Below are 24,817 nucleotides of genomic sequence, written 5' to 3'. Positions count from 1 at the left end.
TCCGGCCCCGGTGCCCCGCCCGACGGGGCTGCCGCGCGTCCGCCCGGCGACGGTCCTCAGGAGGAGTCGCGGGCCACCAGTTCCACGGTCATCAGGTCCTGGCTGACCAGGGCGGACCCGGGGTCGGTCAGCGCGCGGTCGACCAGGTCGGCGAGGTGGCCGCCGCCCGGCAACCGCATCCGCACCGAGGTCAGCCGCGGCCGCAGCAGCCGGCCCAGCAGCAGGTCGTCCGCACCGACCAGGGCGATCTCGCCGGGGACGTCGAGCCCGGCGTCCTGGAGCGCCCGCAGGGCGAGCATCGCGTACTCGTCGTTGTAGCCGAACAGGCCGTCCAGGGAGAGCTCACGGGACCGCGCGACCAGGGCGGCGGCCGACTCCTCGGTGTACTCCAGTGACAGCGGCTCGACCGCCCCGCCGTCCGACGGCCCACCGCCCGCCGTCGCGACGGCGGCACGCACGCCGGCCAGCCGGGCGCCGCTGAACGGTGCCAACGCGGGGTCGGCCGGGACCACCACGCCGATCCGCCGACGCCCGCGCTCCAGCAGGTGGGTCGCGGCGCAGAGACCCACCTCGACCTGGTCCATGATCAGCGCGTGCGCGCCGGGCACCGGCTCGGGGCCGAGGGTGAACACCGCCCGGGTGCCGGAGCGCAGCAGGATCCGCACGCCTTCGGCGGTGAGCCCGGGCGTGAGACAGACCACCGCGGTGGGCCGCAGTTCGGCCCAGGCGCGGGCCGCGTCGTCGCCGCTGCCCAGGGTGGTGCCGAGCAGCACGCCGGTGTAGCCGCGCGGCAGCAGGGCGTCCTGGAACTCCCGGTAGAAGCCGCTGAACAACGGGCCGATCGGCACCGTGGAACCGGCCATCAGGATCAGGCCGGTGCGGCCGGCCCGGAGGGACCGGGCGCCGGCGTGCGGCACGTAGCCGAGGCGGTCGGCGGCGGCCAGCACCCTGGCCCTGGTCTGCTCACCGACCCGGCCGCCGGGCGTGTTGTTGAGGACGAAGGAGACCGTGGCCCGGGAGACGCCGGCCAGCCGCGCGACGTCCGCGCTGGTGGGAGGGGCGGCGGGTGGGACGGCGGGCGGCGGCGGGGCGGCGGGATCGGTGGGGTCGCTGTTCATAACGGTTCGAATCTTTTCACGGCCGGGCCTGGCCCAGGGCGGGAACGCCCTGCTAAACATCTGGTTACACGAGTAAGCGTTACACGTGTAACCTCACATTTCGGTCCACCGCTCGGCACCCCCACCCCAGCCGGGCACGTCTTCTGGAGGGCACCGTGGCCCTTTCCCCCGACCGCGACGTACCGCAGGACACCCGAAGAGCCACCACCGCCGACCACCCCGCGATCACCGCCGACAGCCCCGCGGCCCCCACCCGCGGCCTGCTCCCCCTGCTCCTCACCGGCAACACCGCGATGTACGCGCTCTACATCGGCGTCGGCAGCGTGCTGCTGCCCCTGCAGATCGAGCACCTCGACCCCGCCGCCAAGGTCGCCAACCTCGGCCTGGTCAGTGGCGTGGCCGCGGTCCTCGCCACCCTGTTCAACCCGCTCGCGGGCGCGCTGTCCGACCGCTCCGGCCGCCGCAACCCCTGGATCCTGGGCGGCGGGCTGGCCGCGGTCGCCACGATGGCCCTGCTCGGCAGCGTCGACTCGGTACTGCTGGTCTGTGTCGCCTGGTGCCTCGGCCAGGCGGCGATGAACTTCTACCAGGCCGCGATCACCTCCGTGGTGCCCGACCGCGTCCCCGCGGCGCGCCGGGGCACCGCCTCCGCCGCCGTCGGCCTCGGCCTGCCGCTCGGCTCCACCCTCGGCGTCCTGCTCGCCTCCGCGTTCGCCGACCACCTCCGCACCGGCTACCTGGTCCTCGGGCTGCTGGTGGCGCTGGCCGCCGCGCTGTTCAGCGGCCTCGCCCGCGAGCGGCGGATGCCCGCCCGGACGGCCGTGCCACTGCGCGACCAGGCCGCCGCCTTCCTCGGCGTGCTCCGCGTGCGGGACTTCCGCTGGGCGTTCATCGGCCGGGCCCTGCTGGTCCTGGGCTACTTCGCCGTGGTCGGCTACCAGCTCTACATCCTCCAGGACCACATCGACCTGCCGGCCGGGCTGCGGCCCGAGGACGCGATCGCGATCCTCACCCCCGTCTCGGCCGTCGCGATGGCCGTCTCCACGGTCGCCGGCGGAGTGCTCTCGGACCGCCTGGACCGGCGCAAGCCGTTCGTCGCCGCGTCCGCCGCGCTCTCCGCGGCGGCGCTGCTGATCCCGGTGCTCAGCCCGACCTGGCCCGGCATGATCGTGTTCTCGGCCGTCAACGGACTCGCCTTCGGCTGCTTCATGGCCGTGGACACCGCGCTGGTCACCATGGTCCTGCCCAGCGCCGAGGACGCCGCCCGCGACCTGGGCGTGCTCAACGTCGCCAACGCCGGGCCGCAGATCGTCGCCCCCTTCGTCGCCTCCGCCGTGGTCGGCCTGGGCGGCTACACCCCCCTGTTCTCGCTCGGCGCCGTGCTCGCGGTCGCCGGCGCACTGGCGGTCCGCCCGATCCGCGGCGTCCGCTGACCCGGCGCCCGGCACCCGGCCCCCGGCACCCGGCCCCCTCGGGCCCGGCCGGCACCCGGAACCACCCCCGCACCACCTCGCACCACCACCCTCGCAAGCAAGTGACTGAACGTCAGAAAGGCTGTGGATCCGTGAAGTTGCACACCCAGGAATGGGGAACCGGAGACCGCCTGGCCGTGCTGGTGCACGGCATCATGTCCGACCACCGCACCTGGCGCCGGGTCGGACCGGCCCTGGCCGAACGCGGCTACCGCGTCGTCGCGGTGGACCAGCGCGGCCACGGGCTCAGCCCCCGGGGCACCGGCGCGACCCCCCGGGAGCGCTACGACCTCGACGCCTACGCCCAGGACCTCGTGGACACCCTGCCCACCGGGATCGAGCTGGCGGTCGGCCACTCGCTCGGCGGCATCTCGCTGCTGCGCGCGGTGGAACGGCTGAAGCCGGCCCGCGCCGTGTACGTCGACCCCGCCTGGCAGTTCGCCCTCGCCGAGGGCCTGGACCCGGCGGTGTTCGTGGAGTTCCGGCACGCCACCGCCGAGCAGATCGCCGCCCTCAACCCGCGCTGGGAACAGGCCGACATCGAGGTGGAGCTCGCCACCCTCGCCGCCTGGGACCCGGACTCCGCGCTCGCCCTCGCCGGCCAGCACTCCGACCTGCCGGAGGCGCCCGCCGTGCCCTCGCTGGTGGTCCTGGCCGACGGAAGCATGCTGGTGGGTCCGGCCGACGCCGCGCTCCTTCGGGCGCGCGGTCTCGAGGTCCGCACCGTGCCGGGAGCCGGGCACACCGTCCACCGGGACGACCACGAGGGCTTCCTGGCCGCGCTGGACGGGTGGATCTGAGCCGTGCACAACCATGAGGAGAACAGCGACATGACCGGCGACACCGACCGCACGCCCGCTCGCACCGACCGCGCTCCCGCCGACGCCCGCCGCGAGGCGGCCGTCGAGGCCGCGCTCGCCCGGCTGGACCTGCCCGCCAAGGTGGCCCTGCTCGCCGGCGCCGACATGTGGTCACTGCCGGCCAACGAGGAGATCGGCCTCGGCCGCCTGGTGATGTCCGACGGCCCGGCCGGCGTCCGCGGCGAGCACTGGACGGCCGACGACCCGTCCGTCGCCCTGCCCTCGCCCACCGCGCTCGCCGCCACCTGGGACGTCGACCTCGCCCGACGGGCCGGCCGGCTGCTGGCCCAGGAGGCCCGGCGCAAGGGCGCCCACGTGGTGCTCGCACCCACCGTCAACCTGCACCGCAGCCCCCGCGGCGGGCGCCACTTCGAGTGCTACTCGGAGGACCCGCTGCTCACCGGCGAGATCGGCGCCGCCCTGGTGTGCGGCGTCCAGGACGGCGGCGTGGCCACCACGCCCAAGCACTTCGTCGCCAACGACTCCGAGACCGACCGCTACACCGTCGACGTGCGGGCCGACGAGCGCACCCTGCGCGAGCTGTACCTGGCGCCCTTCGAGACCATCGTGCGCAAGGCCCACCCGTGGGGCCTGATGGCCGCCTACAACGCCGTCAACGGCACGAGCATGAGCGAGCACACCGCGCTCAACCTCACCGTCCTGCGCGAGGAGTGGGGCTTCGACGGCGTCCTGGTCTCCGACTGGACCGGCGCCCGCGACACCGTCCGCTCCGCGCTCGGCGGGCTCGACATCGCGATGCCGGGCCCGGCCACCGTCTACGGCGAGCACCTGGTCGCGGCCGTCCGGGAGGGCCTGGTGCCCGAGTCCGCCGTGAACGGGCTGGCCCGCAACGTGCTGCGGCTGGCCGCCCGGGTCGGACTGCTGGCCGGCGCGCCCGCGGCCGTCCCGGCCGGGGAACTGCCCCCGCCGGTGGACGGCGAGGCCCTGGTGCGCGAGCTCGCGGCCCGCTCCTTCGTCCTGCTGCGCAACGAGGGCGGTGTGCTGCCGCTGGACCCGGCGCCCGCCTCGCTGGCCCTGATCGGGGCGGCCGCGACCGAGGCCCGGATCGGCGGCGGCGGCAGTGCGCAGGTCTTCCCCACCCGGATCGTCGGCCCGCTGGACGGCCTGCGCGCCGCACTCGGCGCGGACACCGCACTGGTCCACGAGACCGGCGCCGACCCGCGGACCTTCGTCCCCGCCGCGGCCTTCCCCTGCACCGCCGAGCTCCTGGGCGCCGACGGCACCGTCCTCGGCACCGCCGCCCTCACCGACGGCAGCGTCCGCTGGCTGGGCTCGCTCCCCGGCGGCGTCTCCTTCGGCGACCTCGCCGCCGTCCGGCTGACCGGCGCCACGCCGGCCGGGCCGGCCGGGCGGCACCTGCTGGCCGTGCGCGGCGTCGGCCGGTTCACCCTGGAGGCGGACGGCGAGGTGCTGTTCGACGGGGTGCTGCTGCCCGAGGGCGAGGACCCGGCCGCCGCGTTCCTCAATCCCCCGGAGCGCCGCTTCGAGGTGGAGCTCCCCGAGGGCGGCCGGACGGCGGTCACGCTGACCTGCACCATGCCGGAGACAGGCGAGTTCGCCGGCTTCGGCCTGGTCTCCTTCGCGCTCGGCCACGCCGAGCCGACCGTCTCCCCGGACGAGCTGATCGAGCGCGCCGTCGAGGCGGCCCGCGCGGCCGAGGTCGCGGTCGTCGTGGTCGGCACCACCGAGGAGGTGGAGAGCGAGGGCGTGGACCGGGACGGCCTGCGGCTCCCGGGCCGCCAGGACGAACTGGTCGCCCGGGTCGCGGCCGCCAACCCGCGCACCGTGGTGGTGGTCAACGCCGGCGCCCCGGTGCTGATGCCGTGGCGCGAGTCCGTCGCCGCCGTGCTGCTCTGCTGGTTCCCCGGCCAACAGGCCGGCGAGGCGCTGGCCGACGTGCTGCTCGGCACGGTCGAGCCGGGCGGCCGGCTGCCCACCACCTGGCCCGCCGAGGAGGCCGACAGCCCGGTGTGGGAGGTGGTCCCGACCGACGGCCGGCTGGAGTACAGCGAGGGACTGTTCATCGGCTACCGGGCCTGGCAGCGCCGGGCCGGCGCCGCCCCCGCGTACTGGTTCGGCGCCGGCCGGGGCTACACCGACTGGTCCTACGAGGGCCTGGAGGTCCGGCTGGTGGACAGCGCGGAGGGCGCGACCGGCGCGACCGGCACGGAGGGCGCGACCCCGGACGTCCTGGCCGAGGTCGCCGTCCGGGTGCGCAACACCGGGGCGCGGACCGGCCGGGAGGTGGTCCAGGTCTACCTGGGCACCGACGGGTCCGACCGCAGCCGCCCGGACCGCCGGCTGGCGGGCTTCGCGGTGGTCGAGGCCGCCCCCGGCGCCGTCGCGACCGCGCGGATCGCGGTGCCGCTCCGGGCCGTCCAGAGCTGGGACACCGCGGCCCGCGCCTGGCGCACCGACCCGGGCGTCCACCTCGTCGAGGCAGGCCCGCACGCCGGGGACCGTCCCCTCACGGTGGCCCTGGTGGTGCCGTCGGCATGACTGGCGCGGCCCGGCCCGTGTGCGCCCCGCACGCGGGCCGGGCCGTCCGGGGCCGGGAGTTCGGGCCGGGGCATTCCGGGGCCGGGGCATTCCGGGGCCGGGCGGTGCGCCGACTGGTTCGCACCGGTGCGCTCCGCGACGATGGGAACAGTGCCGGCCGCCCGACCGAGAGGCAACGAACCGCCATGAGCACCACGACCACCGTGACCGCCTACGCGGCCCCCGCCCCCAAGGCCCCGCTGGAGCGCACGACCGTCGAGCGCCGCGCCGTCCGCGAACGCGACGTGCGGATCGCCATCGCCTACGCCGGCATCTGCCACTCCGACCTGCACCAGGTCCGGGCCGGCTGGGGCGGGGAGATCTTCCCGATGGTGCCCGGGCACGAGATCACCGGCATCGTCCGCGAGGTCGGCCCCGGGGTCACCCGCCACCGCGTCGGCGACCGGGTCGGCGTCGGCTGCATGGTCGACTCCTGCCGGGTCTGCGACGACTGCCGCGCCGGTCTGGAACAGTACTGCGCCGAAGTACCGGTCTGGACGTACAACGCCGTCGGCAAGGACGGGCAGCCCACGTACGGCGGCTACTCGCAGGAGGTCGTCGTCGACGAGCACTTCGTGGTGCGGGTGCCGGACGCCCTGGCGCTGGACGTGGCCGCGCCACTGCTGTGCGCGGGCATCACCACCTACTCGCCGCTGCGCCACTGGAAGGCCGGCCCCGGCCGCAGGGTCGCGGTGGTCGGGCTCGGCGGGCTCGGCCACATGGGCGTGCAGCTCGCCCACGCGCTCGGTGCCGAGGTGACCGTGCTCTCCCAGTCGCTGCGCAAGCGGGAGGACGGCCTGCGCCTCGGCGCCGACGACTACCGCGCCACCTCGGACCCGGCGACCTTCGAGGAACTCGCGCGCACCTTCGACCTGGTGCTCAACACCGTCTCCGCCCCGATCGACTTCGCCGCGTACTTCGGGCTGCTGCGCACCGACGGCGCGATGGTCAACCTCGGCCTGCCCGAGGAGCCGGTGCAGGTCCACCTCCAGTCGCTCAGCGGGCGCCGCCGCAGCATGAGCAGTTCGGGCATCGGCGGTATCGCGGAGACCCAGGAGATGCTGGACTTCTGCGCCGCGCACGGGGTGGCGGCCGAGATCGAGACGATCCGCGCGGAGCAGGTGAACGAGGCCTACGACCGGCTGCTCGCCGGTGACGTCCGCTACCGCTTCGTCATCGACGCCGCGACGCTCTGAAGCGGCAGGGGCGGCGGAGCCGTCGGCGGCGGACGCGGGGAGCGCGGCTGCGACCACGGCGCCCGTCCGCCCCGATCGGTCGCGGTCGGTCCCGTCCGGTGCAGGTCATCGGGGTGGGTCGGACCGCCCTATGCTGGCGGCATGTCCGAGCTCCCCTCCTTCACCGTCCTGCTGCAACGACTCCTGGACCACCGCGGGCCGGAGTCCGCCCCGGCCGCCGCGCGTGCCGACGGACCGGCGTCGGCCGCCGTCCTGGCCGGTGCGACGCCGGACGGACCCCTGCTGCGGGACCTGGCGCCGGCGCTCGGGCTGGACCCGGCGGACCTGTTCGAGATCGCGGACGTCCCGCTGCCGCCGGACCTCGCGCCGGGCGGGGGCATGGTCACCACCTCGGTCGTCGGCGTGCTGCGGCTCTGCCGGGCACTGCCCGCCGAACGGCGGGGCGAACTCCTGGACTTCGTGGCCGCGTTGCCGCCGTCGCCACCGTCGTCCCAGGACGCCCGGATCGAGGGGCTGCCGGCCAGGCTGCCCCGGTCGGCGCAGCCCGGCAACCTGCTGATGCGACTGGTCGCCGTGCGCAACCTCGGCTGGACGGGCACGGCGAAGGTCTTCCGCCTGCTGACCGGCCGCTCCTGGATGGCCGACGCCTACGGGCGGATCGCCACCGGCGAGCAGCCGGTGACGCCCGACCTGCTGGTCGACTTCGCGACGGTGCTGGCGTGGCCGGCACCCGAGCTCGCGGCGCTGCTGGGCGTGCCGCTGTCCGGGCAGCCGCCAGTGCCGCCGGCCGAGGTGGCCGACACCGCCCGCCTGCTGGTGGGCCTGCGGCGCCTGGGCGTCGCGCAGTTGCGCGAGGCGGAGGACCTGGCGCGGGCCCTCGGGTAGGCGCGGTCGTCGGGCGGCTGCGGGCCCCGACCGGGCGCGCGGCCCCGGCCGGACGGGCATCGTGGTGCCGGTCCGGCCGGGGCGCCCGGAGGGGCGGTCCGGTCAGGCCTTGACGAGCACCCAGGCGCCCAGGCCGCTGCACCCGCCGGCGTTGTAGGTCGCGGCGCGGAACCCGGCCGGGATCGGCGAGTAGGGGCAGGTCCAGAGGCCGACCCGGGCGAGGTTGTGGCGCCAGGATCCGGCGCCGCCGCAGCCGGTGGTGGTGTGGTCGGTGAGGACGTACCCGTTGACCACCGGCGAGCCGCTGCAGGTCCAGATGCCGTCCTTCGGCAGGTTGTGCCGCCACGAGCCGATGCCCGAACAGCCGGTGGTGGTGTGGTCGGTGATGACGTACCCGGGGACGACGGGCGAGCCGGAGCAGGTCCAGATGCCGTCCTTGACCGGCTCCTGGTACCAGGAGCCCCGGCCGCTGCACCCGTTGCGGTCGTAGAGGGTGAGGACCCAGCCGGACTGGATCGGCGCGCCGCCGCAGGCCCAGGTGCCCGGTCCGCCCCACCCGGAGGTAGCGGCCGAGGCGGTGGAGGTGCCCGCGGCGGTGCCGCCCACGACGAAGGCGGCGATCAGCGCGAGCGTGCCCACGGTGGCGGCGAGCCCCCTGCGGGCCGCGGCGGATATCAGGTGCTTCCACAACTGGCGGACGGCCATGGGCGTTGCGCTCCAATGCTGGTGAGGGCGGAGGTGGTGCGGCCCGCACGGGGTGGGCCCGGGGTGGAACGCGATCACCCTACGCAAGGATCATGTGTGCGTCCGGTGCGAGAGACGTGAACCGTCAAGCTTGACCGGAACCCGACCCTCCGGTGGCGGGCCGACGCCCTCGGAGCCCGACGGATGCCGTCACGGGCCGTCACCGTGCCCGCGGGCAAGCCTCCGGGCGCAGCCTCAGGCCCGCCCCAGCCACAACGCCGTGTCCGACGGCAGCCGCCCATCGGTCAAGGAACCGCTGCGGAGCAGGAGTTCGCCGGGGGTGTCGATCGGGACCGGCTGCGGGGAGAGGTTGACCAGGCAGGTGAAGCCGGTGCCGCGGTCGAAGGCGAGCACGCCCTCGGGGGCGGGCCGCCACCGGAGGCCGCCGGTGATCGCGGTGCGGCGCAGGCGCAGGGCGGTGCGGTAGAGCTCCAGCATCGAGTCCGGGACGCCGGTCTGGGCCTCGACGGTGAGCGCCGTCCAGTCGGCGGGCTGCGGCAGCCAGGGTTCGGCGGCGCCGGGGGCGGTGGAGAAGCCGTACGGGGGGCGGTCCCCGGACCAGGGCAGCGGGACCCGGCAGCCGTCGCGGCCGGGGTCGGTGCCGCCGGAGCGGTGGTGCATCGGGTCGCGGAGCCGGTCCGGGGGCAGGTCCTCGACCTCCGGCAGGCCGAGCTCCTCGCCCTGGTAGAGGTAGACCGATCCGGGCAGGGCCAGGGTGAGCAGCGCGGCGGCACGGGCCCGGCGGCGGCCGAGGGCGAGGTCGGTCGGGGTGCCGAAGGCCTTCGCGGCGAAGTCGAACCGGGTGTCGGCGCGCCCGTAGCGGGTGGCCGTCCGGGTGACGTCGTGGTTGGCGAGCACCCAGGTGGCGGGGGCCTCGACCGGCTCGTGCGCGGCGAGCGTGCTGTCGATCGACGCGCGCAACGCGGTCGCGTCCCAGGGGCGGGCGAGGAAGTCGAAGTTGAAGGCGGTGTGGAGTTCGTCGGGGCGCAGGTAGCGGGCGAACCGTTCGGCGTCGGGGACCCACACCTCGCCGATCAGGGCCCGCGGCGGGTGGTAGGAGTCGGCGACGGCGCGCCAGGAGCGGTAGACCGGGTGCAGGTCGTCACGGTCGACGTAGGGGTGCGGGCCTTCGGGGGTGAGGTCGGGCAGGTCCGGGTCCTTGACCAGCAGTCCGGCGGAGTCGATCCGCACGCCGGCGGCGCCGCGGTCGAACCAGAACCGCAGGACGGCCTCGTGCTCGGCGCGCACCTCGGGGTGGTCCCAGTTGAGGTCGGGCTGCTCGGCGGCGAAGAGGTGCAGGTACCACTGGCCGTCCGCGGTCCTGGTCCAGGGGAGGCCGCCGAACTCCGACCGCCAGTTGTTGGGCGGGAGCCGGCCGTGCTCGCCGCGGCCGTCGCGGAAGTGGAAGCGCTCGCGTTCGGGGCTGCCGGGCGGGGCGGCGAGGGCGGCGCGGAACCACGGGTGCCGGTCGGAGACGTGGTTGGGGACGATGTCGACGATCGTGTGCAGGCCCAGGCCGGCGGCTTCGGCGATGAGCTTCTCGGCCTCGTCGAGGGTGCCGAGCACGGGGTCGACGGCGCGGTAGTCGGTGATGTCGTAGCCGCCGTCCTTCTGCGGGGACGGGTACCAGGGGTTGAACCAGACGGCGTCCACGCCGAGCCGGGCGAGGTGCGGCAGCCGGGCGCGGATGCCCGCGAGGTCCCCGACGCCGTCGCCGTCGCCGTCCGCGAAGCTGCGCGGGTAGACCTGGTAGACGGCCGCGTCGCGCCACCACGGGACGGCCGACGGCACGGACGCGGGCACGGGCACGGGCGCGGGCTCGGGCACGGACTCGGACGACCGCACGGACGACGGCACGGACGCGGACGCGGGCACGGACTCGGGCTGCTGGGCCACGGGGCCCTCCTTCGGGGTCGGGGGTGGGTCAGCCCTTGAGGCTGCCGGTGGTGAGACCGGCCATGATGTTGCGCTGGAAGATCAGGAAGAACACGATCGTGGGCGCCGAGGCGATGGCCAGGGCGGCGATCAGGACGTTCTGCGGGACGCCCAGCGAGAGCGAGTTGATGCCGGTGTTGAGCGGCTGGTCGCGCGGGTCGGGCAGCACGAGCAGCGGCCAGAGGAAGTCCTTCCACACGCTGACCACGGCGAAGATCGAGACCACGCCGAGGATCGGCCGGGACACCGGCAGCACGACCGACCACAGGGTCCGCAGCGGGCCGGCGCCGTCGATCGCGGCGGCCGCCAGCAGCTCGTCCGGTATCGAGTCGAAGAACCGTTTCAGGAGGAAGATGTTGAAGGCGTTGGCCACGGCCGGCAGCCAGATCGCCCACGGGGTGCCGACCAGGTCGACGTGCAGCACCGGCAGGTCGAGCACGGTGAGGTACTGCGGGACGACCAGGACGGCGGCCGGCACCATCAGGGTCGCCAGCATCATGCCGAGGACCAGCCGGCCGAGGAGCGGGCGGAGCTTGGAGAGCGCGTACGCGGCGGCGACGTCGAAGACCAGCTGGAAGGCGAGCGCCCCGAGGGCGTAGAGCAGGGTGTTGGAGAGGAGTCGCCCGAGCCGCAGTTGGTGCCACGCCTCCGCGTAGGTGCCGGGGTGCAGTTCGTGCGGGACGAGGGTGGGCGGGCTCTGGACGACCTCGCGGGCCGATTTGAGGCCGCCGGTGACCAGCCAGTAGAGCGGGCCGAGGAAGACGAGGGTGAAGCCCACCACGGTCACGACGAGGACGGTCCGGTGGACCAGCCGTCCGCGCGGCCGGTTGAGCTGCACGTCGGAGATCAGGGTGCGCACGGGCGGCCTCAGTCCTGTTCGGTGCGACGGGCGAGCCGTGCGTAGAGGGCGGAGAAACCGGCGAGGACGAGCAGCATGACCAGGCCGAGCGCCGAGGCGCTGCCGTAGTTGTTGAAGTTGAAGGCGTACTGGTAGACGAGGTGGACCACGGTGGTGGTGGAGCCCTCGGGGCCGTTGCCGCCGGTGAGCAGGTAGGGCTCGACGAAGACCTGCATGGTGGCGACGATCTGGAGCAGCAGGAGCAGGGAGAGGATCAGCCGGGTCTGCGGGATCGTGACGTGCCGGATCCGGCGGAACAGGCCGGCGCCGTCGAGTTCGGCCGCCTCGTAGAGCTCGCCGGGGATGTTCTGCAGGGCGGCCAGGTAGACCAGGGTGGCGCTGCCCATGTTCATCCAGGTGGCGGCGAGCACCACCGAGACCATGGCGGTGTCGGCCGAGTTCAGCCAGGCCGAGGTCGGCAGGTGGAGGAGTTCGAGGATCCGGTTGAACAGGCCGTGCCCGGGGTCGTAGAAGTACTTGAACAGCAGCACGGAGGCGACCGGCGGCATCATCACCGGCAGGTAGACCAGGACCCGCAGGTACGTCCGGGCGCCGCGCAGCTCGTTGAGCAGCAGGGCGACCACGAACGGCACCGCGAAGCCGAGCAGCAGGGCGAGCAGGGTGAACAGCAGGGTGTTGCGCCAGGCCTGCCAGAACGCCGGGTCGTGGACGATGCGCTCGAAGTTCTCCAGGCCGACCCAGGTGGTGCGGCCGCGCCGGGTCCGCTGGAAGCTCATCACCACCTCGCGGAGCATCGGGTACCAGGAGAAGCAGGCGAAGCAGAGCAGGGCGCCGAGCAGGAACCCGTGGGCGGTGAGGTGGTGCCGGACCCGCTGCCGCAGGCGGCCGGGTCGGGGGTGGTGGGCGGTGGCTGCCAAGGGGTGGGCTCCTGACGGCGGACTGACGGCGGGCTTCGGGGCGAGTCGGGACGGGTCGAGGCGCTTCGGGGCCGTTCGGAGCCCTTCGGGGCGCGCGCACCGGGCGGACGGTCGTCAGAGGTTGGCCAGCACCTGGTCGACCTGGCTCGCGGCGGTCGCCAGCAGCTTGTCGAGGTCGGCGTCCCGGTCGGTGAGGACGGCGGAGACGGCGGTGTCGAGGATCTTGTAGATCTGCTGGGCGTTGGCGGGCTCGGTCCTCCCGGGCACCGGGGCGGCCAGGTAGGGCGCGTAGTTGGCCACCGGGACGGTCGCCGAGGCCGACTTGGCCGCGTTGTCGGCGGCCAGGCTGGCGCCGGTGAAGAAGGAGGGCTGGGGCAGTCCGACCGGCAGGCCGTCGTTCTTGGTGCGGGCGTAGTCGAACTGGCCCTTGCCGACGGTGAGGAACTTGAAGTCGATCCAGGCGATGCCGGCCTTGATCTGGTCGGGGGTGAGTCCCTTCTTGAACAGGTAGTCGTTGCCCCCGAGCAGCGCCGCCTTCCCGCCGGGCATCGGGCCCATGCCGTAGTCGGCGTAGTTCCCCTTGAGGGTCTGGACCATGTACGTGATGTCGTCCGGCGCGCCGACGTACATGCCGAGCTTGTCGGTGGACATCTGCGTCATCAGGTCCGGCCACTTGAGGCCCTGGGTGGCGCCCATGGCGTTGTCGGTCCAGCGCAGGTCGTGCAGGTTCTGCAGGACCTGGCGGCCCTCGGGGGTGCGGAAGGCGGCCTTCTTGCCGTCCGGGGTGGTCATGGTGCCGCCGAGGCCGTACAGCTCGGCGGTGTAGTGCCAGCCGCCCTGGTTGGTGGCGCTGTAGTCGCCGTAGCCGTTGACGCCGTTGCCGAGGGCGGCGATCCGCCGGGCGGCCTCGCGGATGCCGTCCCAGGTCGTCGGCGGCTTGTCGGGGTCGAGCCCGGCCTGCTGGAAGAGCTTGCGGTTGTAGATCAGGCCCATCCGGTAGTTGGAGAAGGGCAGGCCGTAGAGCTTGCCGTCCGCCTTGAGGGTGGCGAGCACGGAGGGGTCGATGTCCTTGAGCGCGGGGACGGAACTCTCGTTCACGTAGGCCGAGATGTCCTCGACGGCGTCGGCGTCGAGGGCCTGGTCGAGGTCGGTGAGGTAGCTGTAGAAGAGGTCGGTCTGGGTCCGGCCCTTGAGCTGGGCGGTGAAGGCGGCGGGCTCCTCGCAGGGGAAGCCGTCCTTCGAGTCGACGGTGATGTTGGGGTGGAGCCGCCGGAACGCCTCGATGTCCTCGGCCCACTGCTTGCGCTCGGCGGGCTTGTTGACCGGCGGTTGGCAGTCGATCGAGATGGTGACCTCGGCCGCCGGGTCCAGCGGCGCGGCCGCGTCGGCGGCGGGGGTTCCGGGGGCGGCGCCACCGTCGGAGCCGCTGCCGCAGGCCGCGGCGGTGAGGGCGAGGCCGGCGGCGGCGAGCACGGCGAGGGATCTGCGGACACGCGGGTGTCTGGTCATGGGTGGTGGGCCCTTTCGAGCGGCGGGGCGGAGCGGGACGCGCGGGCCCCGCGGTTCCGGGTGGGGGTGCCTCGGCGGAAGGGGCATCGCCGGGCGGTGGCCTCACTTAAGCAGTCCGCAAGCGCCGTCCGCAATATCTCGACGCAAACTCGCAAACTTCTGACAGATGGCTTGCGGAGACCGGGAGCGGGCAGAAGGGGGCGGGCAGAAGACCGTGCGAGCCGCACGCGGGCAGCCCGGGCAGGGCGGGCGCACCGGGGCGCCCGCCCTGCCCGGACCGTGGACGACGGGTCCTGAACGGGTGACGGGTCCTACGGGTTGACGATGATCCGGAAGCCGGGGGTCGTGTTGCGGATGTCGACCGCGTTGCCGTTCATCGTGAGGTGATTGAACGTCACCTCACCGACCGCCGGGCCCTGCCCGGGCTCGGGCAGCTCATTGGCCCAGACGCCGAAACCGGACTTCGCGTCGAAGGCGTCACCGCTGCGCCGGGCCCCGCTGATCGCGATGTTGGTGAACACCGTGTCGGTGACCGGGTTCTGCGGCTGTCCGCCGCTGTAGTTGGTCTGGAACATGATGCCGCTGTAGGTGGGGTCGACGATGTCCACGTCGCTGACCCGGATCCCCTGCAGCTTCTTGGAGGCCGAGAAGACCCAGATCCCGGGGAAGGTCTGCGCGCCCCAGAAGTGGCCGCCGGCGCGGACGATCGAGATGTTCTGGAGGTTGGTCGGGTCGGTCCCGAAGCCGTTCATCGGGTAGCCGAAGTCCAGCGAGGAGATGGTCACCCCGGCGTAGCAGAGGGTGTCGGCGATGTGGATGTTGCGGAAGGTGTTGGCGTAACCGCCGTACACGGCGATGCCGGCCGCGCGCCAGGTGAGGATGCTGGTGAGGTTCTCGTAGACGTTGTTCTTCTCGTCCGCGCCGCCGGCGTCGATCGCCGAGAACAGCGCGAAGGAGTCGTCGCCGGTCGCCCTGGCCTCGTTGTTGGAGACCAGGTTGTCGGTCGAGCCGTTGGTCATGTTGACGCCGTCGGCGAAGGTGTCGCGGATCCTGGAGTTGGTGATCCGCATCGAGTCCGTGTTGGCGCCCCAGTACAGGCAGACCATGTGCTCGGCCCAGATGTTGTCGATGGTGATCCCGGAGACGTTGGAGAAGTCGAACACCTTGCCCGGGCCGTCGATCCGCGAGGTGTAGTTGCCGAAGTAGGCGAAGCCGGCGAAGGTCGAGCCGTTGGCGCTCGCCTCGGCGCGGAAGCCGATGTCCGTGTTGGACTGGTCGGCCGGGGCCCGGAAGCGGGTGAACCACGGTCCGGCGCCGATCACCTTGACCGGCTTGCCGTACACCTGGAACTTGCTCGCCGTCCGGTAGTCGCCGGCGGGCAGGTAGACGCCGACCAGGGTCCCGGTGGTGTCCATCCGCACCCGGTCCAGGGCGTCCTGGACGTCCTGGTGGCCGAAGCCGGCCGGCACCGCGTACTTCGCCGGGTCCGGGTTCGGCTGCTGCACCGCCTGCTCCAGCCCGACGAAGTCGATCGCGTAGCTGCTGGTGTTGGCGGCGTCCTTCTGCAGCCGGATCTTCGCCCCGGCCGGGACGGTCGTCCCGAGCAGCACGTTCGCCTCGTCGTAGATGTGCCGGGGGCTGCCCGCGGCGGGCGAGTTGCCGGGCGAGGCCTCGGCGCCGTACAGCCAGGCGTACCGGGAGGTGAGGTCGACGGACTTGAGGAAGGTGCCGTCCACGTACACGTCCAGGGTGGCGTCCGTGCCGCCGCCGGAGGCCGAGTCGGGGATGGAGAAGCGGGTGACCAGAGTGTTGGTCGGTGCCTTGGCCGTGAACTCCACCGAGGCGCCGGTGCGGTCCAGCGTCACGGCGCGGCGCCCGGACGCCTCGCCGGCGAGGTCGCCGATGGTGCGGTTGGGCCCGACCACGGCCGCGCCGCCGGCCAGCACGCCGTCCTCGGCCTCGTAGGTGTCGAACGGCAGGTTGGCGCCGCGGCCGACGTAGAGCTGCTGCGTGCTGGTGTTGTTGCCCTGCTTGACGGCCGGCTCGTCGGCGTCCGGCGCGATCACCGTCCGCACGGTGTAGCGGCCGTTGCCCGCCGTCCAACTGCCGAGCCGGACCGGGGCGGTGGTGGTGCCCGGAGCGATCACCCCGGTGTACGACCCGGTCAGGGTCTTCACCACGGCGCCGGTGGCGGCGTCGGTGACGGTCAGCGTGACACCGTGGGCTCCGGCCGCCGAGGCGCTGCTGCCCTGGTTGCGGATCGCCACGGTGAAGTCCACCGGGTTGCCCGCGGCCGGGTTGGACGGCGACCAGGCGACCGGGGCCGCCAGCAGGTCCGAGCCCGGGACGGGGCGGACGGTGAGCGGGGCGGGAGCGGTCCAGCTGTTGTTGGACTCGTCCTGCTCGATCACGGCGTTGGCCTCGTCGGCCTTCGCGGTGAGCGGGTAGCTGCCCGCGGCCTGCGGAGCGGCCTGTACCGAGACGGTGGCGGAGGCGCCGGCGGCCAGTGCCCCGACCTGCGCGGTGCCGGCCTTGGCGGTGCCCAGGTAGAAGGTGACGGCGCTCGGTCCGGCGGGGGCGGGCCCGGCGTTGCGCACGGTCGCCGACAGTGTGACCGGGTCGCTCTCCAGCGGTTCGGCCGGGGCCGCGGTGAGACCGGTGACCACCAGGTCCGGATTCGGCGCGGGCCGCCCGACCACCTGGAACTCGGCGACCTGCCCGGCCGGGGCACCGGAGTTGGCGGTGATCCGCAGCTGGACGTCGGCCACCCTGGCGCTCACGGGGACGGTGACGGTGTTCCCGCCCGGCTGGTCGAAGGTGTAGGACTTCGGCGCCACCAGGGAGGTGAAGGCCGTGGCGCTCTGCTCCCGGCCCAGCACCTCGACGGTCTGGGTCCGGGTGGACCAGGCCGCCGACGGGTCGAGCTTCAGCACGACCGCCTCGGTGTCGGCGTTCGCGCCCAGCGCCACCGTGAGCACGCTCGGGTAGCTGCCGCCGGCCCCCTCCCAGTAGGTGGTGACGTCGTTGTCGTTGGCGTTGGTGGCGACGAAGGTGTGGACGGTGGAGGAGGCGGTGATGGCGCGGCCCGCCGCCAGGTTGGTGCCGCCCGTGCTGCCGGCCCGGGTCACGGTGTTGCTCGCGGCCGAGAGGTTGCCCGCCGCGTCCTTGGCCTTCACGTAGTAGGAGACGGTGGCGCTGTCGGGGCGGCTGTCGGTGTACGACAGCACCGAACCGCCCACGCTGGTCAGCAACTGCCCGTCCGCGTAGAGGTCGTAGCCGGTCACACCGACGTCGTCGGTGGACGCCGACCAGCTCAGCCGGATCTGCCCCGGCCCCGCCTGGCTGTACGCCAGCCCGGTCGGCGCGCTCGGCGCCCGGGTGTCACCGCCCTGGCCGGTGCGGGTGACGGTGTTGCTGTTCGGCGACTGGTTGCCCGCCGCGTCCTTGGCCTTCACGTAGTAGGAGACGGTGGCGCTGTCGGGGCGGCTGTCGGTGTACGACAGCACCGAACCGCCCACGCTGGTCAGCAACTGCCCGTCCGCGTAGAGGTCGTAGCCGGTCACACCGACGTCGTCGGTGGACGCCAGCCAGCTCAGCCGGATCTGCCCCGGCCCCGCCTGGCTGTACGCCAGTCCGGTCGGCGCGCTCGGCGCCCGGGTGTCGCCGCCCTTCGGGCCGTAGACCTCGAAGGAGGCCAACTGTGCGGCGGGCCATACCGAGTTGGCGGTGACCAGCAGCCGCAGGAACCGGGTGGTCACGGTCGGCAGGTCGACGCCGGCGGTGTTCCCGCCCTGCGGGTCGAAGGTGTAGGACGCCGAGGGCAGCAGGTCGGTGAAGGCGCTGCCGTCGGTCGAGCCCTGGACCTTCAGCGTCTGGGTGCGGCGCTCCCAGCCGACGGGCAGGCCCAGCACCAGCCGGCTCACCGGGACGGCCGCCCCCAGGTCGCCCTGGATCCACTGCGGGAAGGCGTTGTTGGCGCTCTCCCAGTAGCTGGACCGGTCGCCGTCGCCCGCGTTGGCCGCGGGATAGGACGCGGTGGAGCTGCTGGCGGTCAGCGGGCGCCCCCGGAGCAGGTCACTGGAGGCGGTGGCGGTGCCGTAGACCTCGAACTCGGAGATCTGGGCGGCCGGCCAGACGTCGTTGGCCGTCACCTGCACCCGCAGGTAGCGGGCGGTGGTGGCGCCGAAGTCGAGCCGGACGGCGTTGCCGCCGGCCCGGTCGAAGGTCCGCACGGCGGAGCCGACCACGGTGGCGAAGCCGGTGCCGTCGGTGGAGCCGAGCAGGGTCAGCGTCTCGTTGCGGCTCTCCCAGCCGGCCGGGAGTTCGAGCACGACCTGGTCGACACTGAGCGCGCTGCCCAGGTCGACCTGGATCCACTGCGGCAGCGCGTTGCCGGCACTCTCCCAATAGCTGGACCGGTCACCGTCGTTGACGTTGCGCGCGACGTACTGGCCGTTGGCACTGCTGGCGGTGACCGTGCGGCCGGCCGCGAGGTTGGGGCCGCCCGCCGCGTGGGCGACCGGTGCGACCGGCCCCCCGAGCAGGAGCATCCCCACCGCGACCGACGCTGCCGTCAGTCGTCGGAGGATACGGGTCAGGTGCATGAGTCCCTCTGTCTCTGATCGATACCGGTACCGGTGGACCGGCCGGGCGTGGGCCGGCCGGGGGGCGGGCCGACGGCGTCCTCGGCGGCGGCCCGGGGCTGTACGGAGCTGGCCGCGTCGAAGAGCCCGACGGGCGCGATCAGAAAAGCGCGATCAGAAAAACGACAAGGTTCTGTCGCACTTTTGCGGTGTGGCATCCAACAGTTACAGCGGGGCTACGGGCATGTCAACGGACCGGGTCACGGTGGGTACACGAAAATGCGGCGGGCACCCGAAGGTGCCCGCCGCTGTCCCGCTCCCGCGCCCGGTCCTGCCCGCTCCCCGCCCGGCTCCCGCCCGGGCCCTCGTGTCAGTCGCGCCCGCGCGCCGGCGCGGTCGACCCCCGCACCACCAGCTCCGGCTCGAACAGCAGCTCGTCGTGGGTGACCCGGACCCCGCCGATCTCCCCGACCAGCAGCTCCACCACGGCCCTGCCCATCGCGTCGATCGGCTGCCGGACGGTGGTCAGCGGCGGATCGGTGCAGGTCATGAAGGAGGAGTCGTCGTAACCGATCACCGAGACGTCGTGCGGCACGGTGAGCCCGGCGCGCCGCACCGCCCGGATCGCCCCGAGGGCGAGCGGGTCGCTCGCGCAGACCACGCCGGTGACCCCGCGGCGCAGCAGTCGGGTGGTCGCGGCCTGCCCGCCCTCCAGGGAGAACAGCGCCCGCTCGACGCAGTCGTCCGGCAGCTCCAGGCCGAGCCGCTCGGCGGCGGCCCCGGCCGCGGCCAGCTTGCGCCGGGACGGCACGTGGTCGGCCGGACCGAGCACCAGACCCACCCGTCGGTGCCCCAGCTGCCGCAGGTGCCCGAAGGCCTGCTCGACGGCGACCGCGTCGTCGCAGGAGACCCGGGGGAAGCCGAGGTCGTCGACGGCCGCGTTCAGCAGCACCGTCGGCAGGCTGCGCTCGGCCAGCCGGGCGTAGTGGTCGTGCGGGGCGTCGCCCTGCGCGTAGAGGCCGCCGAAGAAGACCACCCCGGAGACCTGCTGGGCGAGCAGCAGGTCGACGTAGTCCGCCTCCGACACCCCGCCGGCGGTCTGGGTGCAGAGCACCGGGGTGAACCCGTGGCCGGACAGGGCGCCGCCGACGGCCTCGGCGAAGGCCGGGAAGATCGGGTTCTGGAGCTCGGGCAGCACGAGGCCGACCAGCCTGGCCCGCTCCCCGCGCAGCTGGGTGGGCCGCTCGTAGCCGAGCACGTCCAGCGCGGTCAGCACCGCCGCCCGGGTCGCGTCCGAGACGCCGGGCTTGTCGTTGAGCACACGGCTGACCGTCGCCTCGCTCACACCGACCTTCTTGGCCACCTCGGCAAGTCTTCGCGTCATGACGGGGAGTCTAGAGCAGGAACGCAAACGGCTTGCATCATTGTGCAAGACCGTTTACGTCGGAATGCGCGGAACGCGCGGGACATCCAGGCCTCGCAGGACTCCCGGGACCCGCAGGACCCGCAGGACCCGCAGGACCGTTCCCGTCGGGACGACCGCGAGCGGACGAGGCACGGGGTCAGTAGACGTCCCGCACGTAGCGCTTGTCGGCGGCCAGTTGCTTGAGGTGCACGGCGGCCTCCTCCTCGCCGAGTCCGCCGTGGGTACGCGCGATCTCGCGCAGGGCACGGTCCACGTCCCTGGCCATCCGGGCCGCGTCGCCGCAGACGTAGAGGTGGGCGCCGTTCCGCAGCCAGTCCCAGAGCCCGAGGCCGTGCTCGCGCATCCGGTCCTGGACGTAGACCTTGTTGCGCTGGTCGCGGGAGAAGGCGAGGTCCAGGCGGTCCAGATGGCCCGAGGCCCGGAAGCCGGCCAGCTCCTCGCGGTAGTAGAAGTCCGTCGACTGCCGCTGCTCGCCGAAGAACAGCCAGTTGGGCCCGGTGTGGCCGAGGGCCCGGCGCTCCTCCAGGAAGCCGATGAACGGGGCCACACCGGTGCCCGGACCGATCATGATCATCGGGGTGGCGGGGTCCGCCGGGGGCCGGAAGCTCGCGGTGGGCCGGACGAAGACCGGCACCGGACCGCCGCTCGCGCGGTCGGCGAGGTAGGTGGAGCAAACGCCCTTGCGGATCCGGCCGGCCCCGTTCGGGTGGCGGACCACCGAGACGGTCACCCGGATCTCGTCCGGGTGGACGAGCGGGCTGGAGGAGATCGAGTACAGCCGGGGCTGGAGGGGCTTCAGCACCGCCGCCCAGTCGGCGGCCCCGGCCCGTACGGCCAGCGCGCCGGCCACGTCGACGGCCTGCCGGCCCCAGGTCCACTTGGCCAGCTCCCCGGTGTTGTCCGGCCGCAGCAGCCGCTTGAGGACGCGGTCGCCGGACCGTTCGGCGGCGAAGCGGAGCAGGTCCGGGGTGATCCTGGCGATCTCCAGGTGGCCGCCCAGGGCCTCGGCGAACGGGAGCTCCCCGGCGCCGGGGACGGTGACGGGCGCCTCCGGGTCGAGGCCGGTGACGGCCAGCCACTCGGCCACCAGCTCGGGGCAGTTCCGCGCCCGGACGCCCAGGACGTCGCCGGCCCGGTAGTCCAGGCCGCCGGTACCGCCGAGGCTGTCCCCGGTGCCGAAGGCGAACTGCCGGACCTCCTTGCCGGAGCCGGGCAGGCTGAGCAGCCGGTTGCCGGTCATCCGGGCCCCGAAGGGCGACTCCTTGGAGTACCCGGTCCGGGGCGCGGGGACGGCCTTCGGGGGCAGCGGCAGCACCGCAGCGGTCGGAGCGGCGGGAGCGGCCGGGGTGGTGCGGTCCGCCGGGGCGCCGGGATCGGCGGGAGCGGTGCGGTCCGCCGGGGCGGCCAGCGCGGCCACCACCTGCTCCAACCACCGGTCGGCCGCGTCCTGGTAGTCGGGCTCGCAGTCCGCGCGCGGAGCGATCCTGGTCGCGCCGAGCTCCCCGAGCCGCTGGTCGAGCCGGCGTCCGTGGCCGCAGAAGTCGCTGTAGCTCGAATCACCGAGCGCGAGCACGGCGTAGCGCAGTCCGCCCGCCTCCGGCTGCGCCTCGGCGAGCACCCGCTCCCAGAAGCCGGCACCGTTGTCGGGGGCCTCGCCGTCGCCGAAGGTGCTGGTGATCAGCAGCACCGGCGTGCCGGCCACCAGGGCGCCCGGCCCCGCCTCGTCCATGGCGAGCAGCAGCGGCTGCCAGCCCTCGGCGGCCAGGCGCTCGGCGACCCCGGTGGCTATTCGCTCGGCGGTGCCCGTCTGCGAGGCCCACAGCACGGTCACGGCCCGCACCGGCCCGGCCGCGCCCTCGCCCGTACCGGGACCGGCGTCGGCGCCGACGGCCCCGACCGCTTCCGGACCCTCCGCCGGTCCGGACTCCCCCGCCGGCCACGGTGCACCCGTCGTACCCGGTGCACCCGTCGCCCCCGGCGCTCCCGGCGCGAGGCGCGAGTACGCGCCGGCCAGCACACCGTTGACCCACCGCGCCCGCTCGGGGTCGACCGGCGCCTGCGCCGGCAGGACCGGCACCCCGGTGCCCCCGGCCGGAGCGGACGGGACGCCGGCCAGGAAGCCCGCCAGATAGGTGCGTTCGGTGGCCGTCAGCCGCGGTACCTCGACCGAGTCGACGCCCAGCAGCCCGGCCAGTGCCGCGAGCTGCGACGGCACGGGTCCGACCGACGCGGGTTCCCGAGCCGCGACCGGCTCCACCACCGCGACGGACTCGACGGCCGGCGGTGCGGCCGCCTCCGGCGGGACCGGCGCCGCGACCGGACGCAGCGCGACCGCGCAGACCTTCAGCTCCGGCTGGAACGAGACCGGGTCGACCTCGTCACTGGTCACCGCGTTGATGCTGAGGTACTCGCCGAACAGGTCGTTCCAGTGGAACGGCGCGAAGCAGTCGCCCGGCCGCACCCGGTCGCTGACCACCGCCGGCAGCACGGCCCGCCCTCGTCTCGACGCCACCTCCAGCCGGTCGCCGTCCGCCACCCCGAGCGCCTCCGCGTCCTGCGGGTGGATCTCGACGAACGGGCCGGGATCGAGCCGGTTGAGCGCGGCGACCCGGCCGGTCTTGGTGAGGGTGTGCCACTGGTGCTGCAGACGGCCGGTATTGAGGCAGAACGGGTAGTCCTGGTCCGGCAGTTCGGCGGGCGGCAGGTGCGGCCGGGCGAAGAACACCGCCCGGCCGGACGGAGTGGGGAAGGCCAGCCTCGGCCGGCTTCCGTCCGGCCGCTCCAGCAGCGTCTGGCTGACCCCGTCGTTGAGGTACCGGACCGGGTTGCGGTCCGGCCCGTCGGGATCGGCGCACGGCCACTGCACGGGGCTGTCCCGCAGCCGGGCGTAGCTCACGCCGCGCAGGTCCCAGCCGGTCTTCGGGTTCCAGGCCCGCTTGATCTCCTCGAACACCTCCTCCGCGCTCGCGTAGTCGAAGCCCTCGGCGAAGCCCATCTCGCAGGCCACCCGGGCGATGATGCGCCAGTCCGGCAGTGCCCCGCCGGCCGGGTCGGCGGCCGGCCGGGCCAGGGTGAGGCCGCGCTCGGAGTTGACCAGCACCCCCTCCGTCTCGGCCCACAGGGCGGCGGGCAGCACCACATCGGCGTAGGCGTTCGTCTCGGTGTCGGCGAACACGTCCTGGGTGATGACGAGTTCGGCGGCCTCCAGCCCGGCGATGACGGTCTTGCGGTTGCCGACGGAGGCGACCGGATTGGTGCAGATGATCCAGCAGGCCTTGATCTCCCCCGCGGCCATCTGCGAGAACATCTCGACGGTGCCCCGGCCGACCTCGGTGCGCAGCGTGCCGGGCGGCAGGCCCCAGAGCTCCTCGGTGAACGCCCGTTCCGCCGGGTCCAGCACCGAGCGCTGCCCGGGCAGGCCGGGCCCCATGTAGCCCATCTCCCGGCCGCCCATCGCGTTGGGCTGGCCGGTGAGGGAGAACGGTCCGCTGCCGGGGCGGCAGATCGCTCCGGTGGCCAGGTGCAGGTTGACCAGGGCGTTGGTGTTCCAGGTGCCGTGGGTGGACTGGTTGAGCCCCATGGTCCAGCAGCTAGTCCACTCCGCCGCCGAGCCGATCAGCCGGGCGGCGGCGCGGATGTCCTCCTCGGCGAGTCCGGTGGTCCGGGCGACCTCGGCGGGCGGGTAGTCGGCCAGGAAGCCGGGCATCTGCTCCCAGCCCTCGGTGAACTCCTCGATGAAGGCCGGGTCGGTGTCGCCGTTCTCGACCAGCAGGTGCAGCAGTCCGTTGAGCAGCGCCAGGTCCGTACCGGGCCGGATCCTGAGGAAGAGGTCGGCCTTGTCGGCGGTCGCGGTGCGCCGGGGATCGACGACGATCAGCTTGGCGCCGGCCTTCTTGACCCGGTCCATCATCCGCAGGAACAGGATCGGGTGGCAGTCGGCCATGTTGGAGCCGATCACCAGGAAGACGTCCGCCCGGTCGAGGTCCCGGTAGGAGCCGGGCGGGCCGTCCGCGCCCAGCGACAGCTTGTAGCCGCTGCCCGCGCTGGCCATGCACAGCCGCGAGTTGGACTCGATCCGGCTGGTCCGGACGAAGCCCTTGGCGAGCTTGTTGGCCAGGTACTGGGCCTCCAGCGTCATCTGGCCGGAGACGTAGAAGGCCACCGCGTCCGGCCCGTGCTCGTCGAGCACCGCCCGCAGCCGGCGCGCGGTCGCGCTGATCGCCGCGTCCACGTCCTCGGCCACCGGTTCGGCTCCCCGCTCGGCCCGCACCAGCGCGGTGGTCAGCCGCCCGGGCGCGGCGAGCATGTCCGCGGTGGTGGCGCCCTTGGTGCAGAGCCGGCCGGCGTTGACGGGGTGGTCGCGGTCCCCGGAGGACTTCACCACGGTGCGCCGGCCCGTCGACCCGTCGACGGCCACGTCGAGCAGCATGCCGCAGCCGACACCGCAGTACGAGCAGACGGTGCGAACACGCTCGACGGGGTTCGGGTCCGGTACCGTCACCACGGCTCCCTCTCAGGTAGCGATCTCCGGCCTCGGTCCTGCCGGTCCGTGCCGTCCGACGGTGGGAGGCCCACCACCGGCACCGTAGGAACACGGCGTTAACACGAGATCACGAACCCGGACGCCGTGCGTAAACCCCGCCGCACGGCCGGCACCCCACCCCGGTGAGTCCGGGGCCGGCCGCACCGCCCGCCGGAGCTGCCGGACGTGCCCGACCCCCGCGGACCCGCCCGGCCGACCGACCGGCCGACCG

14 protein-coding genes are annotated in these 24,817 nt (G+C 73.9%); 5 read left to right on the top strand and 9 right to left on the bottom strand.

The features are described from left to right. Nucleotides 1-56: 56 nt before the first annotated feature. The gene (locus BLU95_RS36620) at nucleotides 57-1,118 is read right to left on the bottom strand and encodes a LacI family DNA-binding transcriptional regulator (protein ID WP_093863781.1); all 1,062 of its coding nucleotides are present in this window, start codon (nucleotides 1,116-1,118) and stop codon (nucleotides 57-59) included. A 155-nt stretch (nucleotides 1,119-1,273) separates the two neighbouring features. Between BLU95_RS36620 and BLU95_RS36615 the strand changes: the two genes are divergently transcribed. The 5 genes from BLU95_RS36615 to BLU95_RS36595 all read left to right on the top strand — a co-directional run bounded on the left by BLU95_RS36615 (nucleotide 1,274) and on the right by BLU95_RS36595 (nucleotide 8,090). Further along, nucleotides 1,274-2,551: an MFS transporter gene (locus BLU95_RS36615; RefSeq protein WP_231978074.1), complete on the top strand. Its 1,278-nt coding sequence runs from the start codon at nucleotides 1,274-1,276 to the stop codon at nucleotides 2,549-2,551. A 131-nt stretch (nucleotides 2,552-2,682) separates the two neighbouring features. Next, nucleotides 2,683-3,390: an alpha/beta fold hydrolase gene (locus tag BLU95_RS36610; protein WP_093863780.1), complete on the top strand. Its 708-nt coding sequence runs from the start codon at nucleotides 2,683-2,685 to the stop codon at nucleotides 3,388-3,390. A gap of 30 nt (nucleotides 3,391-3,420) precedes the next feature. Beyond that, entirely contained in the window at nucleotides 3,421-5,970 is a 2,550-nt protein-coding gene (locus tag BLU95_RS36605; RefSeq protein WP_093863779.1) for a beta-glucosidase family protein, read from the top strand. Nucleotides 5,971-6,155: 185 nt separating this feature from the next. Next, complete coding sequence (locus BLU95_RS36600; RefSeq protein ID WP_093863778.1) at nucleotides 6,156-7,205, top strand: NAD(P)-dependent alcohol dehydrogenase; 1,050 nt, start codon at nucleotides 6,156-6,158, stop codon at nucleotides 7,203-7,205. A 141-nt stretch (nucleotides 7,206-7,346) separates the two neighbouring features. Then, a complete protein-coding gene (locus BLU95_RS36595) occupies nucleotides 7,347-8,090 on the top strand; it encodes a hypothetical protein (protein ID WP_093863777.1) in 744 nt (247 codons plus the stop codon). Between the two features lie 102 nt (nucleotides 8,091-8,192). Here the strand turns inward: BLU95_RS36595 and BLU95_RS36590 are convergent, their stop codons facing one another. From BLU95_RS36590 to BLU95_RS36555, 8 genes are all read right to left on the bottom strand, one after another. After that, the gene (locus BLU95_RS36590; protein ID WP_231978073.1) at nucleotides 8,193-8,795 is read right to left on the bottom strand and encodes a hypothetical protein; all 603 of its coding nucleotides are present in this window, start codon (nucleotides 8,793-8,795) and stop codon (nucleotides 8,193-8,195) included. A gap of 234 nt (nucleotides 8,796-9,029) precedes the next feature. Continuing rightward, a complete protein-coding gene (locus tag BLU95_RS36585) occupies nucleotides 9,030-10,643 on the bottom strand; it encodes a glycoside hydrolase family 13 protein (RefSeq protein ID WP_093865399.1) in 1,614 nt (537 codons plus the stop codon). A 115-nt stretch (nucleotides 10,644-10,758) separates the two neighbouring features. Beyond that, nucleotides 10,759-11,628: a carbohydrate ABC transporter permease gene (locus BLU95_RS36580; RefSeq protein WP_231978072.1), complete on the bottom strand. Its 870-nt coding sequence runs from the start codon at nucleotides 11,626-11,628 to the stop codon at nucleotides 10,759-10,761. Between the two features lie 8 nt (nucleotides 11,629-11,636). Next, nucleotides 11,637-12,545: a carbohydrate ABC transporter permease gene (locus BLU95_RS36575; RefSeq protein ID WP_231978071.1), complete on the bottom strand. Its 909-nt coding sequence runs from the start codon at nucleotides 12,543-12,545 to the stop codon at nucleotides 11,637-11,639. A 114-nt stretch (nucleotides 12,546-12,659) separates the two neighbouring features. After that, nucleotides 12,660-14,054 (bottom strand): extracellular solute-binding protein, encoded by a 1,395-nt coding sequence (locus tag BLU95_RS36570; RefSeq protein ID WP_093863776.1) that lies wholly within the window; start codon nucleotides 14,052-14,054, stop codon nucleotides 12,660-12,662. A gap of 311 nt (nucleotides 14,055-14,365) precedes the next feature. Next, on the bottom strand, nucleotides 14,366-18,658 hold the full coding sequence (locus BLU95_RS36565; RefSeq protein WP_093863775.1) for a discoidin domain-containing protein: 4,293 nt from the start codon (nucleotides 18,656-18,658) through the stop codon (nucleotides 14,366-14,368). Between the two features lie 349 nt (nucleotides 18,659-19,007). Further along, nucleotides 19,008-20,021 carry a LacI family DNA-binding transcriptional regulator gene (locus tag BLU95_RS36560; protein ID WP_093863774.1) on the bottom strand — a complete coding sequence of 338 codons (1,014 nt, stop codon included), beginning with the start codon at nucleotides 20,019-20,021 and terminating at the stop codon, nucleotides 19,008-19,010. Nucleotides 20,022-20,199: 178 nt separating this feature from the next. Further along, a complete protein-coding gene (locus BLU95_RS36555; protein WP_093863773.1) occupies nucleotides 20,200-24,564 on the bottom strand; it encodes a bifunctional nitrate reductase/sulfite reductase flavoprotein subunit alpha in 4,365 nt (1,454 codons plus the stop codon). Between the last annotated feature and the right edge of the window lie 253 nt (nucleotides 24,565-24,817).

Source organism: Streptomyces sp. TLI_053 (genome assembly GCF_900105395.1).
Lineage (GTDB): Bacteria > Actinomycetota > Actinomycetes > Streptomycetales > Streptomycetaceae > Kitasatospora.
This window is presented reverse-complemented; position numbering and strand designations above follow the sequence as displayed.

Excerpts from the sequence above, each read along its gene's own strand:
- BLU95_RS36560 (WP_093863774.1), bottom strand. The coding sequence starts at position 20,021 with ATGACGCGAAGACTTGCCGAGGTGGCCAAGAAGGTCGGTGTGAGCGAG.
- BLU95_RS36565 (WP_093863775.1), bottom strand. The coding sequence starts at position 18,658 with ATGCACCTGACCCGTATCCTCCGACGACTGACGGCAGCGTCGGTCGCG.
- BLU95_RS36620 (WP_093863781.1), bottom strand. The coding sequence starts at position 1,118 with ATGAACAGCGACCCCACCGATCCCGCCGCCCCGCCGCCGCCCGCCGTC.
- BLU95_RS36570 (WP_093863776.1), bottom strand. The coding sequence starts at position 14,054 with ATGACCAGACACCCGCGTGTCCGCAGATCCCTCGCCGTGCTCGCCGCC.
- BLU95_RS36600 (WP_093863778.1), top strand. The coding sequence starts at position 6,156 with ATGAGCACCACGACCACCGTGACCGCCTACGCGGCCCCCGCCCCCAAG.
- BLU95_RS36590 (WP_231978073.1), bottom strand. The coding sequence starts at position 8,795 with ATGGCCGTCCGCCAGTTGTGGAAGCACCTGATATCCGCCGCGGCCCGC.
- BLU95_RS36605 (WP_093863779.1), top strand. The coding sequence starts at position 3,421 with ATGACCGGCGACACCGACCGCACGCCCGCTCGCACCGACCGCGCTCCC.
- BLU95_RS36595 (WP_093863777.1), top strand. The coding sequence starts at position 7,347 with ATGTCCGAGCTCCCCTCCTTCACCGTCCTGCTGCAACGACTCCTGGAC.